The following is a 16,541-nucleotide window of genomic DNA, read 5'->3' as shown; positions in this document are numbered from 1 at the left end:
CGGAGGTTGTACATATTGAACGATGCTTTCCGGTATAAGACAGTGGCGTTAGCGCAGGATACCGGAAGATGACCTTAGATTTATGGAACGGGTGTAAGGGCTGCTAATTCACTAAACCAAGGCGGGCTTAGCATAAACAAGAAAAAAGTAAAAAGTAAATAAGGGTAATGACCACTTGCGTTGTCTTAGTATAAAGTAGATTGTTTAATCAAATGGTAGATTTGGCCAATGTCGGAAAATAAAGAAAAGAATTTCGAGCAGCTTTTTCGAGCGCATTACAAGGAATTGCATCGTTATGCTTTTAGATACCTGGGTGATAGCGACGGAGCGGAGGAGGTTGTACAGCAAGTATTTCTGCGATTATGGGAAAAAGATTGGGAAGAACAGGTACACACTTCGCTGAAAGCTTATCTCTATCGTGCTATCTATAATGAAAGCATGAATGTCCTAAAGAAGGAACAACGTAAGCTCAAATATCAGTCTTACGAACAACATAGGCAGGATTGGGAGCCGGCTGTAGATGAGAGCAGCAAGGATCTGGATGATAAATTAAGGGTCGCCTTGGCCGAACTGCCTGAAAAAAGCAGGACTGTATTCGAATTGAGCCGTTTTCAGGAAATGAAATACAAGGATATTGCAACAACATTGGATCTGTCCATAAAAACAGTAGAAGGGCACATGAGCAAGGCTTTGCGTCACTTACGTGTCGAACTGATGGATTATTTGACATTGATTATTTTCTATCTTATCTATAGGTTATGAATAAGGAATTACTGGAAAGATATATCGTTGGGGAAACCAATGAAGTAGAGAATGCTTTAGTACAGCGCTGGTTGGAGGACGATCCTGACAACAGAGCAGAATACCTAAAAGTGAAAAATGTATTTCTATCTTATCTATACGCTATGAATAAGGAATTACTAGAAAGACATATGGTCGGGGAAACGAATGAAGCTGAGCGTATGATCGTAGAGGAATGGTTGAAAAAAGACGCTAATAATAGGGAGGCATATTTGCAAATGAAAAAGTTATGGGATAGCTTGCCTAAACCCCTGGAGGTTCCAGAAGTGGATGTGGATAAGGCTTGGATGGATTTTAAAATCGTTAGGGACAGAAGAGCATCGGAATCGACTGCAACCCCAAAAAGAAAAGCAAAAGTGATTCAATGGAACTGGTGGGCCGCGGCGAGCATTTTGTTGGTCTGCATGGTAGGATTCTATGTGTTTGATCGTTCGCAGCGGGAGGAAATGCACCTTGTGAGCCAAGAAGCCGTACGTCAGGATGCATTGCCTGACGGATCTATAGTCACGCTCAATAAGAATACTGAACTAGCCTATTCCAGCACATGGAGTAATAAAAACAGAAATGTGGAATTAAAAAAAGGAGAGGTGTTTTTTCGGGTGGAAAAAGATAAAAAACATCCCTTTGTAATTGCGACAGGCAATACGCATATAACGGTACTGGGAACCAGTTTTAATGTGCGTCGTATTTCCAATGCAACGGAGGTCATCGTCGCCACGGGATTGGTCAAAGTGGCCTATGCAGATAAAGAGATTTTCTTACGGCCAGATCAAATGCTGACGATTAGAGATACAGATACCATGAAAGTTGAAAAGAGGCCTGTTCAGGATAAATTCTATAAATATTATGTAGACCGTGAGTTTAATTTTGAAAATACACCTTTAAAAAGGGTTACTGAGGTGCTTAATCGAGCATACGACTATAAGGTTATGCTAGATGATCCTGCTCTTGAAAAAATACCATATACTGCCGAATTTAAACAAAATAGCTTGGCAGAAATACTCAAGGTGATGGCAAAAAGCCTAGACTTAAAGGTCGAAGTGCGGGATAAAGAAATTCACTTAACAAGATAATCAAAAACGATAACATGTTTTCGAAACAAAATTGTACAGATAGTAGCATGATACTATTTTTTATAAAGCGAATCAGGTTTTATATCCTTTTCTCTCTGCTATGCTCCTTTCGTTTGGGGCTAGCACAGCAAAAGCTCGCTGCAGAAATTCAAATGCCCGCTTTCTCAAAAACTACCGTCGGCGAAGTCTTTCAGCTATTAAAAGATCGGCAGGATGTGCTCTTTTCCTTTAATGGAAATATCTTACAGATGGATAGTGTCATCTATCCCAGGGCCTATAGGGGAAATTTATACGATTATCTCGATGGGATTTTGGGTAAGGAATATAGCTTTAAGGAATTAGGTAAACATATTATCGTTCAATATACGCCGCAACGGATGTCGGTTGATTTTGAAGTACAGACCCCAAGGAAAGATAAGGTTGTGATCACGGGGTATATTAAAAATATCCGAACCAATAACCCGATTTCCAATGCCAGTATTTTTGACAGAAGTGCTTTGCTATCTACATTGACAGATAAGAATGGTTATTTTGAATTGGATGTTAAGAAAAAAAGTAATCTGATCGCCGTTAATGTGAGCAAGGAGATGTTTCGGGATACCAGTGTAATGGTTATTTTCCCTATTGAAGCACAGATAGGTGACAAAAAGAAACGTGAGTATGGTTATTTTGAAGGCTATGAGGAGGATCATGGTCTTTATAGATCGTTTTTTGGAAGAGTCTTTTTGTCGCCTGCCCAACGGATTCAGAGCATGAACCTCGGCGGGATGTTTCTATATAGCCCGTATCAAATATCTATGACGCCGGGATTAAGCTCACATGGTTTTATTCGGTCACAGATTGTCAATAAATTTTCATTAAATATCATCGGCGGCGCAACCGCTGGAGTGAGTGGCGTAGAGCTCGGAGGCGTATTCAATATCAACCAATATAATATGCACGGGTTCCAGGTGGCGGGGGTATTTAATACTGTCGGCGGGAATGTTGGTGGTGTACAGTTAGCGGGGGTAGGTAATCGGGTTTTTGGAACCGTTAAAGGTGTCCAGATTGGCGGGATATTGAATAAAGTTGACACCGTACGGGGCGTACAGATCGCTGGTGTTGCTAATACCGCAAAGGAAGCTGCGGGAACAACCCAATTAGCAGGTGTATTAAACAATAGCAGCGGAGAAGTGGGCATCCAAATAGCGGGTATTGCAAATAAGGCAAAAAAAGTAAAGGGATTTCAACTGGCCGGAATTGTTAATATTGCTGATAGTAGTGATTACCCGATCGGTCTATTAAATCTAATCAAAAACGGAGAAAAAAGTCTTTCGTTGGCAATAGACGAGAATCGGTACCTTGGACTGCAGTTTCGTTCCGGAGGCAGGGTACTTTATAGTGTGTTATCTGTCGGTGCAGCTCTTGTTGATGATGGACCTTCTAAATATACCTTTGAAGCAGGTTTAGGGGCAGTTCTGCTGAACACTGCTAAGTTTGCGCTTCGCACGGAAATTACGACACGTAATCATCTGACTGATAAATTTAAATTGTTGGATAATCATCAGTCTTCTTTCCGTATTATACCAGCCTATAAATTAACTGAAGTCCTGTCCTTTTTTGTGGCACCAAGTTTCAACTATGCTGAACGGGATGAAGACACGATTTCTGGGACGGGTACCCGTTGGAAAACCTGGGGAAGAGACCGCAGCAGAAATACGTTCTACGGTGGCGGTATCGCCGGGCTCATGTTAAAATTATAATTTAATTAAAACTATTTTGGGTATACAAGTGTTATACAGATAGCTTTTAAACATTTAACATTTTACATAAGCGCCTTTGTTGTACCAACAAAGGCGCTTGTGCTTTAACAGATATATAGTCTATACACGCTTTAACTAGCCAACAACAGTAGCTGTTTTCAATACATTCCGGTATGGATAAGTATGAAAAATATGTCTTCGTGCAAATCGTCCCAATGAATCAGCATTGACAAATTTTACATAATCATTTCGTTGGACGCCAAAGTATTCATATTGACTGCCATCTTGGAAGGTGATTGTCAATATTTGGGCTTTCCAGTCGATATCCTGAATAACCGAATTCGTAATAGTTTCTGTATAGATCGGTAATTGTTGTTCAATAGTTTCCGGGCAGATACTTACCAAAAAATGATAAGCTTCAATCATTTTTACACTCTTCTCTTCGGCAGCCAAACGACCTTCTTCGTCATTGACAAATTTATCCGGATGACATTCTTTCATAATCGTCCGATAGGTGGATTTGAGCGTCTTGAGATCCGCTGATTTATCCACATTTAACAACTTTCGGTAGTCGGCAATTTTTTTCATGGCGGCAAAGATATGCTTAATAATCAGATTATTTGTATTATCAGGGAAATAAGATTATTTTTTACCCAGGGTTTTGACATAGAGCCGTTCAACCTTTTCACGCGCCCAAGGTGTTTTCCGTAGAAAAGTTAACGAGGATTTTATGCTCGGGTTTTCATTGAAGCAACGGATGGCTATCCTTTGTCCCAGTTCTTCCCATCCATAATACTCCACTAAATACTCGATGATTGTATCCAACCGTTTTCCGTGTAATGGATTATTGACTTGTTCTTGCATATTGTAAAGTTAGCAATCTTTGTATACTTTAACGGACTTTTTATCGTGTTGCTGTCGCAACATGATAGGTCCGACTTCTTTTAATTAGGCATTCTTGAGCTGCTCCGCTAGCGCGTCAAGCTGTTGATCGAGTTTTTCATCCCAGATATTTCCCGCAGCATCAAGTTTGCCCTTTATTCCTTGGACAAGCAGGTTTTTTTCAGCGTCAAGCTGAGCTCCAAGCCCCTGCATGATGCGTTGCAATTCGACATGGCCCGTCTCTCCTTGCGCTGACGCTGTAATAATGCTGACTGGCTTGTCGGTAAAAATAGTCGTCGCAGCGCACCATTCGAGCAGGTTTTTCAGTCCACTGGGGATACTGAAAATGTATTCTGGGCTACTGATCAATACCAGGTCGGCATCCTGAATGACCTGACGTAGGGCAATGATCTCTATGGGTGGACGGGAGCTGCTTTCCTCTGGGTCGAAATGGGGTAATTCTTTTAAACGGTCAAAGAGAACAAGATTGACTTCCGGACTAACCTTATGTTGAAGATGCCGCACGAGCTGGTGATTGGACGAATGTTCGCTTGCACTACCTATTATCGCGAAGATGGTTTTCATTGAATATATTTACTTTTTGGACGCCAAGGCCCTGATTGTTTAATGTATAATTTTCAGTACTGGAGCTCAGTTGCGCCTATAAGATTTTGAAACTGCTAATTTACGATTATAGATCCACACGATTGACATAGTTTTTAGCCTGAATGTAATTTTTTCGTTCCAGAAAAAATAGTAGTATTGTAGGATAAAGGGTGAAAAGATGACTAGTATTGAAACTGTTTTGATGTCCCTTTAACAGAATCTCACAGATAATCATTACTAAAACTAACAAAAATAAATTGAGTATGATAATGACTTTTAAGTCCCTTCTTCTGGAAAATTGATAGTGGATAAAACTGGGATAATCTATGGTCATAAAAGCAAGCTGGGCGAGCAGAAAGGTTATTATTCCAATAAGAAAAAAGACACCTTGATGAGCATAAGATTGCATGATTAGCGTTTCTAAAGTAATGAAATCTCGCCGGAAATAGAAAAAACAAATAAAGCCAAGTAAGATAAAAAGGAATAATTTGTACCCTTTTTTTTCGAGCTGGATCAGATTGGTCAGTTTATTTAGTGTGTCAAATAATTTGCAGATAATTGCTGTAACAACAAGACAAATAATACTGTTGATCTGGAATGTGCCGAAAAGACCAATGATGTCATCATCTTGATCTGTCTGCAAATACGCTTTTCGAATCAGGAGAAAGAGACAAAAAACAACGTTATAAATCGTCGCATAAAAGGAGATACACTGTAATAATAAAAGCTGTCGTTCTTTCTTGTGGCGTTCATCCGGAATTTCCGTCATTTCGACAGCAGAGATATCGGCAGGGGCGGCTGGATCGGGCTGTCGTGAACCTTGGTCTTGGTCTGTTTTATTTATGCACCGTGAAGATATTGTTTGGAACTTGGAAAGAGCTGCTGGTTGCTCAGCGTCTTTCGGATTCTGCGAAACCACCCTGTTTTCATCAGCTTTGGGATCAACAATTTCGGCTTCTATGATCTCTTCTTTTTCGGAACGAAATTTTTGCGGTGTAAAATAGATGATAGTCTTACGGAGCAAGAAGACAATAATACCGATCCATACCAATGCAAAAACAGTGATAAATACCCATTTTATCATCAATAAACGAATGCATAGATAAAGAATCGGTGTGATTAAGTAGGCTAGTATACTTTTTGGTCGCATCTTTCGATGATCGCGAAGCCACTTCAACACATAGAAGTTCAATGCAATACAGATAAATAAGGTAATTATAATTTCAGACCACATACCGATAACTATACCTAAAGATAAAAACTTTTTCCTTTTACGGATTAAGTTTATACTTTTGGAAATAAGGACTTATATTAGCTTTAATACGGATTATATGCTTTGTTATGAGAAATAAAATGGGGTACCGCCTGTTGTGGGAGCGTATTCGTACAGGTGACGAGGCAGCGTTTTTTGATCTGTATGGAGCACTCTATCAGGAGCTCGTTAATTTTGGGATCCGTACCTGTGGTGATAGCGATCTGGCAAGTGAAGCGACCGATCAGGTTTTCGTTAAGATCTGGGAAACAAGAGCACAGCTTGATCGCGTTGAAAATGTACAGTCCTATCTTATTACCTTTCTAAAAAGGCGTATGCTGCGACTGATCGAAAAGCAGCATAAAATTAATACGGCACTTCAAAACGTCAAGGCGGAGGATGAATGGATCGAGATGCCTTACGAAGAGTTTGTCATCAAAGTACAAACCAATGAAATTATTCAGATTCGCTTAAAGGAAGCCTTGGAGAAATTATCGTTTCGCCAGAAACAATTGGTCAACCTGAAGTTTTTTGAAGGTTATTCTTACGAAAAGATCTCGGAAATCACACAAATGTCTGTTAAGACCGCTTACAATACACTTTATGATGCATTGAAAATCTTGCGGGAGGAACTAAAGGATATTTAGTGCTTTTATCAGTAAGCAGGCTATACCGTTAACATGAACCTCGCAGATCTCCTATTTGAATTTGAGTAAAAATAAATAGCTTATAATCAGGTTTTTATTGAATATTTTATTTTTTTCTTAGGAAAACGGATTCATTTCGGGCACTATAGGATAAATACCCATTAGAATGAGCCAAAAAGATTATAAACAGTTAGAGGATTTTTTGATTGACGATACTTTTCAGAAGTATTGCTCCGGAGAGGATAAAAACTGTATCCTTTACTGGCAACAATACAGCTTAAATCATCCCGAGCAGGCTGAAATGATCTTAAAAGCAAAACGTCTTTACCAAATATTGGTCGGAAACCGAAAATCCGTCCATGAACAAATGGAGAGATTGAAAACTGATCTTCAAAATGCTCCAGTTGAATCTTCACCTATCCGTCGAATAGCATGGCAAAGATGGGCTGCTATTGCTGCGGTATTCGTTGCTTTAGTGGCGGGCGGAATATGGTATTATACAGTTCCGACACAAGATATCGTCTCTCAGGAGCTGACCGATATTGGTCAGGTTTACCAGACAAAGAAGGGTGAGAAAAAGACTTTTGAGTTAATTGACGGTAGTACTGTCACCTTAAACTCTGCGAGTAAATTGGAGGTATCTTCGGATTTTAACCGTGAATTGCGCCTTGTGAAATTAGTTGGTGAAGGCTATTTTCAGGTCGCGAAGAATAAAGAAAAACCATTTATGGTACAGGCTTCTGACTTTGATATCAAAGTTTTGGGAACAACCTTCAATGTGAAAAGTTATCCCGAAGAGCCAACAGCTGAAGCTGTATTGGTGGAGGGATCCATTGAGATGAAAAGCAAAGGGCAGCGCGAGAATTCCGTTGTCATTAAGCCAAATCAAAAAATTACGATATTCAAAAATCAGGCTGAGCTTTTAGTTGATGCATCTAAGGGAGATAAACCAACCCTAGGTAAATTGCCCATTAAAGAAATTGCCATCGAAAATATCCCCGTAGTGGAGTCAAATACCACCGAAATACCTGATATCGCCTGGAAGGAAAATAGATTAGAAATTGTGGACCAAGATTTCGAAACTTTACGACGCACCCTGGAGCGTTGGTATGACGTGGATATTCAGCTTCAAAGCGAGCAGTTAAAGCAGTATCGCTTCACGGCAACCTTTAGCAAAGAAAACATTACTCAGGTACTGAGTGCTTTACAAAAAGTCGAACCTTTTAAATTTGAATTATATGGGAAAAAAATAACTATCTCAGAAAAATAAAAAGGATGGTGGACCAACACCATCCTTCATTGAAAAAATGATTAACCAAAAGCAGCAACATTGGGGCGTGCTGCTTAATATTAATTTTAACCAACACTAAAATATGATTAAAAATTGCTTATTGCAAATGCGCAATGGATATATTGTGCATTTTAGATTCATTATCCGGATGAAACTAGCCTTAATTATGACTACGTGTGCTGTAATCAATGTCTCAGCATCTGTATTTTCCCAACAAAAAGTTTCCTTGGATGTTCAAAAGACAAAACTGAGCAAGGTACTTAAGCTGATCGAAGAGCAAAGTGATTATTACTTTGTTTATAATTCGACCAACGAGAATTTAAATAAAGAAGTGTCTGTCAATGTCAATAATACAAAAGTATTGGACGTTCTGGCGAAGCTTTTCAATAAAAGTGGACTGGTGTATTCGGTATCTAAAGAAGGCCTTGTTGTGGTGAGTCAACAGCAACAGGTTTCCGTTTCGGGTTCAGTAACAGACGACAAAGGAAATCCATTAGCAGGAGCCAGTGTCCGTGTTAAAGGAACAGCTGTCGGACGGGCGACCGATATCAATGGACGGTTTTCCATTGAAGCTACTACTGGTAATACGTTGATTGTTTCTTTTGCGGGCTATGCTTCGCAGGAAGTGGCTGTGACGAAAGATGGTGACATGAAAATCATTTTGGTGGAAGACAACCGGATGTTAAATGAGGTCGTAGTTACCGCATTGGGGATGAAAAAAGAAAAACGTTCGCTAGGGTATTCCGTAACACAGGTTGCTGGGGAGTCCCTGACCACTGCGCGCGAAAATAATGTGGTGAATTCACTTGTCGGAAAAGTAGCGGGTTTGGATATCACTGCAACCTCAGGGGGAGCGGGAGCGGCTTCTAATGTAATCATACGTGGTGTTTCCAGTTTGAATCAAACCAATCAACCGTTGTATGTCATCAATGGTATTCCGATGGAGAGTAAACCCGTGGGAATCGGAAATGCGAACACCAAAGGAAACGCGGGCAGTCAGTGGGACAATGCTCCGGATTTGGGGGATGCTATCAGCAACATTAACCCGGACGATATTGAGAGTATCTCTGTATTAAAAGGTGCAGCAGCCTCTGCTTTATATGGTTCCCGTGCAAAAGCAGGGGTGATTTTAATTACAACAAAATCGGGTAAGGGGAATTCAATCGACTTTAACAGTAATTTTGTAGGCGAACAAATTATAGACAATACGAACTGGCAAACGGTGTACGGCCAGGGTGCGAATGGTGAAAAGCCAACAAACAAGGCTGGTGCCGCTCAGGTTGGCGGTTCAAGTTGGGGGGCGAAGTTGGATGGCACTCCTGTGGTGCAATTTGATGGGGTGGAAAGGCCATATTCATTACAAAAAGATAATCTTAAAAGATTCTATCGGACAGGTTCAACCTGGACAAATACGTTGGCACTTAATAAATCATTTGAAGGTGGATCGATCCGCTTGTCAGGAACAGATGTAAATAATAGATCTGTTGTCCCCAATTCGGGACTGAAGAGACAGTCATTTAATTTGGTTGGATTGTTCGAACCACTTAAAGGCTTGACCATTGATGCACGGTATAATATGATTTTGGAACAAGTGAAGAATCGTCCAATGGTATCTGATGGTGCTGGTAATGCCAATTATAATGCGATGTTTTTACCAACAAGCATTAATATCGAGGATTTAAAACCGTGGAAGGATGATGCTGGAAATGAGATCCTCTATAATTCGGGTAACGTTTATGCAACCAACCCTTGGTTTGCTGCAAACGAATTTATCAACAATACCAATCGCGATCGCTCTATTGCCTCTGTAACCGCAAAATATACCATGGATAATGGCTTGTTTTTTCAGGCACGTGCGGGACGCGATGGATATTCCGATCATTATAAGAATGTCGTTCCTTCAGGTACGGGATATTATCCAAGTGGAAAGATTGCCGAGCAGGAAACAAAATTTGCTGATGTCAATGCAGACCTATTGATCGGTAAGTCCTTTATATTGGGAGATTATACATTGACGCCTAATATTGGAGCAAGTTATAGAAATACAAAAATCAAGCAGACCACTAACTTAGGAACGGATTTCGCCATATTTGGTGTCTATAATATATTAAATGCAAAGAATAAGGCGGTTAATTATCTCGAAAGTGAATCGGAAACACAATCAACTTATGGTACATTGGAATTTGCCTATAAGGATGTTGCTTATTTAACAGGAAGTTTACGGTCAGATTGGTTTTCTACATTAGCTACACCGGGGTTTGACAATAAATTAAATTCTGTTTATCCCGCTGTTTCGGGATCATTTATCTTTTCAGAGTATTTTAAACCCACATGGCTGAGCTATGGAAAGTTAAGGGCTGGTTTTGCACAAGTTGGACAGGCAACGGATCCATATCAAACCTTATTAACCTATAATTTTAGAAGCGAAACATTAAATGGGCAACCACTGGGAACTATTTCAAACGACAATATTCCCAATTCTTCCCTAAAAGCTTCTACAGCTACAGAGTTAGAGATCGGAACAGAGTTGCGCCTCTTCAATGACCGGGTGAATCTAGATCTTACTTGGTATAATAAAAAGTCGAAAAACGAAATTTCCTTTATCACGACTCCTTCTTCAAGTGGCTATAACGGTGCTGTGCTAAATGCCGGTGAAATGCAAAACAAAGGTTTTGAAGCACTGATTTCAGCAACAATCTTTAAATCGGAAAACTTTAAGTGGATTTCTTCACTCAATGGCTCTTATAATGATAATAAAGTGCTTTCGTTGGCAGATGGAATGGATGAACAGTCTGTTGCAATTTCACGCTCAGGAGTAGGTTATTTAATGAATCGGGTCGGGATGCCTGCTTTTCAAATTATGGCATTCGATAATAGGTATGATGATCAAGGCAATATTTTAAAGGCAGCGGACGGTTCTCCACTGCGCGGTGATTTAAAGCCCTATGGTTCGGCTATGAACAAGTGGTTTGCAGGCTGGAACAATGAATTCAATTATAAAAGATTCAATTTTTCATTTTTGATTGATGGAAAATGGGGCGGAAAGCTGTTTTCTGGTACAGATTATTATGGATATATCAATGGATTACATCAGGAAACGGTGGCTGACCGTGAAAGTTTAGGTCGCACGGCAGCAACCTATTATACCAACACTGCAAATAATGTATCGAAGATATTTGTCAACAACGCTGATTTTGTTAAACTACGTCAAATTGTTGCGGGGTATACTTTTCCTTCCAATCTATTCCATAATAAGATTAAGGCGATAACAGTCAGTGCTGTAGCACGAAATCTTTGGATAATCATGAAGAAGACAAATAATATTGATCCTGAATCGAGCTACAACGCTACATTTCCGGGGCTTGAACTTGGAGGTGTACCCGCTGTACGTACCTATGGTGTTAATTTAAGTGTTAAATTCTAATCGAAAACCCTCATGAAAAGATATATAAAACCAACACTCGCTAGCTTAGTTACAGCAACAGCACTTATCGTAAGCAGCTGTACAAAAGATTTTGAAAAAATAAATACAAATCCAATTGCTTATAGTAAAGACAATTGGGATCCTAATTATACATTTAGTTCTGCTCAGTTATTTTACACAGGAAGTTTTGATTTCGCGTACGATACCTGGCGTGGAAATTTGATCTATTCAGCTACAATGATGCAGGGTTTGTCTACCGTTGTGAGTTATTGGGCGGGAGATAAATATATGCTAAACGAAAGTTATACGGCAGCTTATTGGGGTAATGGAGTAGTGGGTGCCTATATTGAGCAGGTTCGGAATATTGTCGATGTTGTCGAGTTTACAAAAGACAAACCGAAATATGCAAATCTTCATCATGTTGCAAGGATCTGGAAGGCATTGATATTTGCTCGTCTGACGGATCTGTATGGTGATGTTCCCTACTCAGAAGCAGGTGTAGGTTTTTACAATAAAATCTATAAGCCAAAGTATGACAAGCAACAAGATATCTACAATGATTTATTGAAGGAAATTGAAACCGCTACGGCAGCCCTGAAAGATGATGGTGATAAAGTGACCGGAGATATTATCTATAAAGGCGATATTGCTAAATGGCGGAAATTTGGAAATTCACTCTTGCTCCGTACGGCCATGCGTTTGGTGAAAGTAGATGAAGCCAAGGCCAAAGAATACGTACAAAAAGTTGTGGGTAAAACGATGGCCAGCAATACGGACAATGCTTTTATCCTACATGATGTTTCTGGTTCCCGAGTTACCCAGAACCGGAATAGTCAAGTATTATTGGGCGATGGCGGGCAGGAAAACTATTATGTTAAATGGTCCAAAACATTTATTGATTATCTGAAATCCAATAATGATCCAAGATTGAAAAAAGTTGCGGTGACTCAGCTTTACCTGTCTGAACAAAGTAAAGACCAGAATGCCGGATTTATATCTGATCCAGCAAAACAAAAAGGTATGCCCAATGGAAAGGACTTAGGAGCTAACCCGCTATATAATATCAGTGGAGATCCGAGTTACACGACCTTTCCAGATTATTCATCGCCTAATCCAAACATGGTTAAGCGAACGGGGGCTACTTTTATATTAACCTTTGGTGAGTCAGAGCTTCTCTTAGCGGAAGCCGCGCAAAGGTGGGGAATTGGAGGTAGTGCAAGTGACCATTATAACAAAGGGGTCAAAGCAAGTATAACTTTCCTTGATCAATATGATGGCTCGTTGGCTATCAGTGAGGCCGAAGCAAATGCGTACTTAACGGCACATCCATTTAGTACTTCGGATGGCTTGAAACAGATAAATACACAGTATTGGGCCCACACGATCACCATGCTTGATTTTTATGAAACTTGGAGCAATTGGCGTAGAACCGGCATACCAGCACTAACACCTGTAAACTATCCTGGAAATGCAACTTCGGGTACGATTCCACGTCGCTTTCCATATCCTGCTAATGAAGCCGCTATAAACGGAGAAAACTATAAAGCTGCTTCTTCAGCGGTACCCGGCGGGGATAATCTTGCCGGCCGGGTCTGGTGGGACAAATAATCACAATGGTTTGTTTTTTTTGAGGCCGAACTTTCGTAGTTTGGCCTCTTTAAACCTCTTATAAAATACTATGAACCTAAAAAATCAAATTTTGCTATTGGCGATGTTGCCATGCATGCTCTTTTCATGCAACAATGCCAGCGAACAACAGAAAGAAAATAAGGCTTCAAAAGCCAAGTCATTGACCGGGACTTATAGACTCCTGGAAAGTAAAACAATCAAAGGGAAAGATACAGTGACCGCATTTACTGATACCAGCAAAACCGAAATGTTTAAGATGTTTAATGAAGATCATTTTTCTTTTTTTAACCACGATAAAGAGAAAGGGAAAGGGAAAGAACCTCATTTTCTTGCCGGTGGAGGAACTTATTCATTTGACGGTAAAAATTACCAGGAACGGCTACAATATTGTAGCCTCCGTGATTGGGAAAGCAATAAGTTCGATTTCGAACTGGAATTTAAAGGGGATACACTTATTCAACGGGGGGAGGAGAACTTACCTGAACTCGGTGTAAAACATACTATTATAGAAACCTATCTAAAAATAAAATAATATAACACTGGCTTATTGAAGATTTTATAAAACTTCATAAAGTACTTTTTGTCAATGCAAGCACTCAAGGTATTCTTTGGGTGTTTTTTTATTGCTTAAAAACAGTAATAAAGTTGTTTATTGCGGTTTACGAGCGCTTCGTTATTTATTTTAGAAAAAAAATAAAATTATATTGCAACATTTTCCAACGCTTTCCGACTATAGAATAGAAACATAGAAAATTAACAGTATTAAATAATACACGTGCAGAATCAACTTAGCGATAGAGACTTATTAGCGATGTGCCAGTCCGGTAACGAATCAGGGTTTGCACAGCTTTATCATCGCTATGCGAAGAAGATTTTTAACTCGATCTATCGGATTTTGTCCAATCAGGAGGAGAGCGAGGATATTTTACAGGAGACTTTTGTGGAGTTTTTCTCAAAATCCGATAAGTGGCATGCGGTACTAAATGTTGAGGCTTGGTTGCGACGGATGGGGGTGAATAAAGCTATCTCTCTCTTACGAAAGAATAAGCAATATCACACACCGATTGATGATCTGGAAATCCGGGACGAGGGTGAAGATGAGTTATTGGAAAAGGAGTGGCGGGAATGTCGATTAACTGATCTGGAATCGGTTATTGATCAGTTGACCGGGATACCCAAAATGATTATCAATCTTTATCTTTTTGAAGATATGAGTCATGATGAAGTTGCTGAGTCTTTGGGTATGACGGCTGTAGCGGTAAGGAGTCAATACCATCGGGCCAAAAAGAAAATTTACGAACAATTGAAGGAGAGGTATAATTATGCGGGATAATTTGAAAGATTTTGTAAATGCGAATCGGGATGCATTTGACCATAGAGAACCTTCTGCGGATTTATGGAATAAAATCAAACCACAGGTAGTTCCTCCGGTACAGGAAAAGAGAATTAAACCATTATGGAGATGGGCAAGCATTGCAGCAGCGACATTATTGGTAGGTACTGCTACATTACTGATTTTTAATCAGAAAGAAGATCATGTGACCAAAGTAGCAGAAGGAAGACCAGTTTCTGTCCAAAAGGATGCTTTAGAAACAATGACACCTGCACAGCAGGGAGTTTCTGTAGAAATTGAAAGGAAGGAGCCGGTTCGAATCATACAAACAATGCCAAATGTTCAAAAAATAAATCGTGTGGCTAAAGTGAAGGGGCAAAAAGCAGTTCAGGACAAGGGCCTGTCGGTCAAAAAACAGGATTATATGGAAATGCTTCAGGATTCCACTTGGGCAAGTACACGTCTTGCAGCCATACTTGGTTTACAAAAACAAGGTGGTCTGAATGACGATGAAACAAGAGTGCTGGAGAAAATGGCAGTTTCTGATGAAAGCAGCAATGTACGTATGGCAGCCATTGAGACCTTATTGGAAGGAATGACACCGGAAGCCAGGCAACAGAAAGTTCAGGATTTTTTCGTCGCACAGAATGATCCTACATTGCAGGTCGAACTGATGCAAATGATCGGGCAGCGAGACGAGCTGGAAATGAAAAACAGCACAAAGGACAAACTGAATGCGATCGTGGAAGATCCCTTTACATTGAAGTTTGTAAAAGAGCAGGCCTATGCCGTGTTGTTGCATCAATAAGGGCACAGAGCGGTAAGGACTACCAAACAAATGGGATAGACGGAGCTAGCGAATACAGGGAAGATTTGAAAAATATTAGATAAAGAAACAATAAAATTAAGGAGATGAAAAGGATAAGAATAATCATCATGGGAATGGCGCTGCTTTTTGCACATGCATTGCAGGCGCAGATATCAGAGAATGTGGAGGGGGCTGTACCGCCGAAGCCACCCAGACCGCCAAGAGCAATTCGAGGTGCTATTGGAAATAGTGGAAATAAGGTTTGGAAAGAGTTTAAAGTACCTGTTTTAGGAGAGAAGTTATTGCTAAAATTTGATAATGTGGCTGTCGAAGGCTATAATGGTAAAGAAGTTTTAATTACGGCGAATGTAGAGGAACAGGAAGAAAACGACCGTACTAAAGGTTTACGCGTTGTAAACGGTTCCGGCCTGTCCGATAATTCGGGAATGGGGATGAATATCCAAAATAATGCTGGCGTGACCGAAATCAGTATAGTAGGCATGCCAATGGAGGATTCCATTCATGTGCGGGTTCCTTTTAATCTTCCTATTAGCGTAAAAGGCCGCGGAGGTTTCTTTAATGGGGGGGGGATTGAGGTGAAAGATATTCGCGCAGAAGTGGAGATTTCCAGCACGATGGGGGATGTCAAAGTGATCAATGTAACAGGACCGATTAATGTAAAGGTTGCTCAGGGGGATGTTGTTGCTAAATTTGTGCAACCGGTCAAAGGGCCTATTTCGCTCATTGCCGCAATGGGGGCGGTGGATGTGGCTTTCCCAGCAAAATTCGGCGCCAACGTAGATATGAAGACCTCAATGGGCAATATCTATGCGGCAGATGAATTTCAATTTGAAAAGCCTGTTGAGGAACCTAAAAGTAGTCCTTACAACATGTCAAATACTGTTAAAGGAAAAATGAATGGTGGCGGACAGGATGTGATCCTGAAGACTTCTATGGGTGATATCTATATTAGATCCCAAAAATAGTAGGTGAAGTGTTGAAATAGGCTGACCACGTTTAGCATACAAACGCATCAAAAAAAACCTTAACTAC

Annotated in this window: 15 protein-coding genes; 11 read left to right on the top strand and 4 right to left on the bottom strand. The window is 40.2% G+C overall.

What is annotated here, in order from left to right; translation table 11 throughout:
- Positions 1-228 precede the first annotated feature (228 nt).
- From ABTV71_RS20950 to ABTV71_RS20940, 3 genes are read left to right on the top strand one after another with little or no spacing between them, the layout of a single operon-like run.
- Positions 229-762, top strand: coding sequence for an RNA polymerase sigma-70 factor (locus ABTV71_RS20950; protein ID WP_121122356.1), 534 nt, complete (start codon positions 229-231; stop codon positions 760-762).
- Entirely contained in the window at positions 759-1,874 is a 1,116-nt protein-coding gene (locus tag ABTV71_RS20945; RefSeq protein WP_433900923.1) for a FecR family protein, read from the top strand. Before ABTV71_RS20950 ends, ABTV71_RS20945 begins: the two co-directional genes overlap by 4 nt.
- Positions 1,875-1,921: 47 nt before the next feature.
- On the top strand, positions 1,922-3,616 hold the full coding sequence (locus ABTV71_RS20940; protein WP_433900922.1) for a hypothetical protein: 1,695 nt from the start codon (positions 1,922-1,924) through the stop codon (positions 3,614-3,616).
- A 135-nt stretch (positions 3,617-3,751) separates the two neighbouring features.
- On the opposite strand, the gene ABTV71_RS20935 is transcribed toward ABTV71_RS20940, so the two are convergent.
- From ABTV71_RS20935 to ABTV71_RS20920, 4 genes are all read right to left on the bottom strand, one after another.
- Positions 3,752-4,204 (bottom strand): KTSC domain-containing protein, encoded by a 453-nt coding sequence (locus tag ABTV71_RS20935; protein ID WP_121122349.1) that lies wholly within the window; start codon positions 4,202-4,204, stop codon positions 3,752-3,754.
- Positions 4,205-4,258: 54 nt separating this feature from the next.
- Positions 4,259-4,480: a VF530 family DNA-binding protein gene (locus tag ABTV71_RS20930; RefSeq protein ID WP_121122347.1), complete on the bottom strand. Its 222-nt coding sequence runs from the start codon at positions 4,478-4,480 to the stop codon at positions 4,259-4,261.
- Positions 4,481-4,564: 84 nt separating this feature from the next.
- Positions 4,565-5,083 carry an NADPH-dependent FMN reductase gene (locus tag ABTV71_RS20925; protein WP_433900921.1) on the bottom strand — a complete coding sequence of 173 codons (519 nt, stop codon included), beginning with the start codon at positions 5,081-5,083 and terminating at the stop codon, positions 4,565-4,567.
- Positions 5,084-5,189: 106 nt separating this feature from the next.
- Complete coding sequence (locus ABTV71_RS20920; RefSeq protein WP_433900920.1) at positions 5,190-6,338, bottom strand: hypothetical protein; 1,149 nt, start codon at positions 6,336-6,338, stop codon at positions 5,190-5,192.
- 107 nt (positions 6,339-6,445) lie between these two features.
- Between ABTV71_RS20920 and ABTV71_RS20915 the strand changes: the two genes are divergently transcribed.
- From ABTV71_RS20915 to ABTV71_RS20880, 8 genes are all read left to right on the top strand, one after another.
- Complete coding sequence (locus ABTV71_RS20915; RefSeq protein WP_121122341.1) at positions 6,446-7,003, top strand: RNA polymerase sigma factor; 558 nt, start codon at positions 6,446-6,448, stop codon at positions 7,001-7,003.
- Positions 7,004-7,169: 166 nt separating this feature from the next.
- Positions 7,170-8,273 carry a FecR family protein gene (locus ABTV71_RS20910; RefSeq protein WP_433900919.1) on the top strand — a complete coding sequence of 368 codons (1,104 nt, stop codon included), beginning with the start codon at positions 7,170-7,172 and terminating at the stop codon, positions 8,271-8,273.
- 103 nt (positions 8,274-8,376) lie between these two features.
- On the top strand, positions 8,377-11,718 hold the full coding sequence (locus ABTV71_RS20905; RefSeq protein WP_433900918.1) for a SusC/RagA family TonB-linked outer membrane protein: 3,342 nt from the start codon (positions 8,377-8,379) through the stop codon (positions 11,716-11,718).
- Positions 11,719-11,730: 12 nt separating this feature from the next.
- The gene (locus tag ABTV71_RS20900) at positions 11,731-13,326 is read left to right on the top strand and encodes a SusD/RagB family nutrient-binding outer membrane lipoprotein (RefSeq protein ID WP_433900917.1); all 1,596 of its coding nucleotides are present in this window, start codon (positions 11,731-11,733) and stop codon (positions 13,324-13,326) included.
- A 70-nt stretch (positions 13,327-13,396) separates the two neighbouring features.
- Positions 13,397-13,879: a hypothetical protein gene (locus ABTV71_RS20895; RefSeq protein WP_220700023.1), complete on the top strand. Its 483-nt coding sequence runs from the start codon at positions 13,397-13,399 to the stop codon at positions 13,877-13,879.
- A 243-nt stretch (positions 13,880-14,122) separates the two neighbouring features.
- Positions 14,123-14,680: an RNA polymerase sigma factor gene (locus ABTV71_RS20890; RefSeq protein ID WP_147430301.1), complete on the top strand. Its 558-nt coding sequence runs from the start codon at positions 14,123-14,125 to the stop codon at positions 14,678-14,680.
- Positions 14,670-15,488 carry a hypothetical protein gene (locus ABTV71_RS20885; protein ID WP_433900916.1) on the top strand — a complete coding sequence of 273 codons (819 nt, stop codon included), beginning with the start codon at positions 14,670-14,672 and terminating at the stop codon, positions 15,486-15,488. The genes ABTV71_RS20890 and ABTV71_RS20885 overlap by 11 nt, the downstream gene beginning before the upstream one ends.
- Positions 15,489-15,592: 104 nt before the next feature.
- Positions 15,593-16,474: a DUF4097 family beta strand repeat-containing protein gene (locus ABTV71_RS20880; RefSeq protein WP_433900915.1), complete on the top strand. Its 882-nt coding sequence runs from the start codon at positions 15,593-15,595 to the stop codon at positions 16,472-16,474.
- The last annotated feature ends 67 nt before the right edge of the window (positions 16,475-16,541 follow it).

It is taken from the genome of Sphingobacterium puteale (assembly GCF_050986225.1).
In the GTDB taxonomy this organism is placed as follows: domain Bacteria; phylum Bacteroidota; class Bacteroidia; order Sphingobacteriales; family Sphingobacteriaceae; genus Sphingobacterium; species Sphingobacterium puteale.
Note: the sequence above shows the minus strand (reverse complement) of the source record. Positions and strands in the feature narration are given on the sequence as shown.

Coding starts and splice junctions, on each gene's coding strand:
- ABTV71_RS20905 (WP_433900918.1), top strand. CDS start 8,377: ATGATTAAAAATTGCTTATTGCAAATGCGCAATGGATATATTGTGCAT.
- ABTV71_RS20900 (WP_433900917.1), top strand. CDS start 11,731: ATGAAAAGATATATAAAACCAACACTCGCTAGCTTAGTTACAGCAACA.
- ABTV71_RS20930 (WP_121122347.1), bottom strand. CDS start 4,480: ATGCAAGAACAAGTCAATAATCCATTACACGGAAAACGGTTGGATACA.
- ABTV71_RS20915 (WP_121122341.1), top strand. CDS start 6,446: ATGAGAAATAAAATGGGGTACCGCCTGTTGTGGGAGCGTATTCGTACA.
- ABTV71_RS20925 (WP_433900921.1), bottom strand. CDS start 5,083: ATGAAAACCATCTTCGCGATAATAGGTAGTGCAAGCGAACATTCGTCC.
- ABTV71_RS20945 (WP_433900923.1), top strand. CDS start 759: ATGAATAAGGAATTACTGGAAAGATATATCGTTGGGGAAACCAATGAA.
- ABTV71_RS20880 (WP_433900915.1), top strand. CDS start 15,593: ATGAAAAGGATAAGAATAATCATCATGGGAATGGCGCTGCTTTTTGCA.
- ABTV71_RS20885 (WP_433900916.1), top strand. CDS start 14,670: ATGCGGGATAATTTGAAAGATTTTGTAAATGCGAATCGGGATGCATTT.
- ABTV71_RS20935 (WP_121122349.1), bottom strand. CDS start 4,204: ATGAAAAAAATTGCCGACTACCGAAAGTTGTTAAATGTGGATAAATCA.
- ABTV71_RS20940 (WP_433900922.1), top strand. CDS start 1,922: ATGATACTATTTTTTATAAAGCGAATCAGGTTTTATATCCTTTTCTCT.
- ABTV71_RS20950 (WP_121122356.1), top strand. CDS start 229: ATGTCGGAAAATAAAGAAAAGAATTTCGAGCAGCTTTTTCGAGCGCAT.
- ABTV71_RS20920 (WP_433900920.1), bottom strand. CDS start 6,338: ATGTGGTCTGAAATTATAATTACCTTATTTATCTGTATTGCATTGAAC.
- ABTV71_RS20895 (WP_220700023.1), top strand. CDS start 13,397: ATGAACCTAAAAAATCAAATTTTGCTATTGGCGATGTTGCCATGCATG.
- ABTV71_RS20910 (WP_433900919.1), top strand. CDS start 7,170: ATGAGCCAAAAAGATTATAAACAGTTAGAGGATTTTTTGATTGACGAT.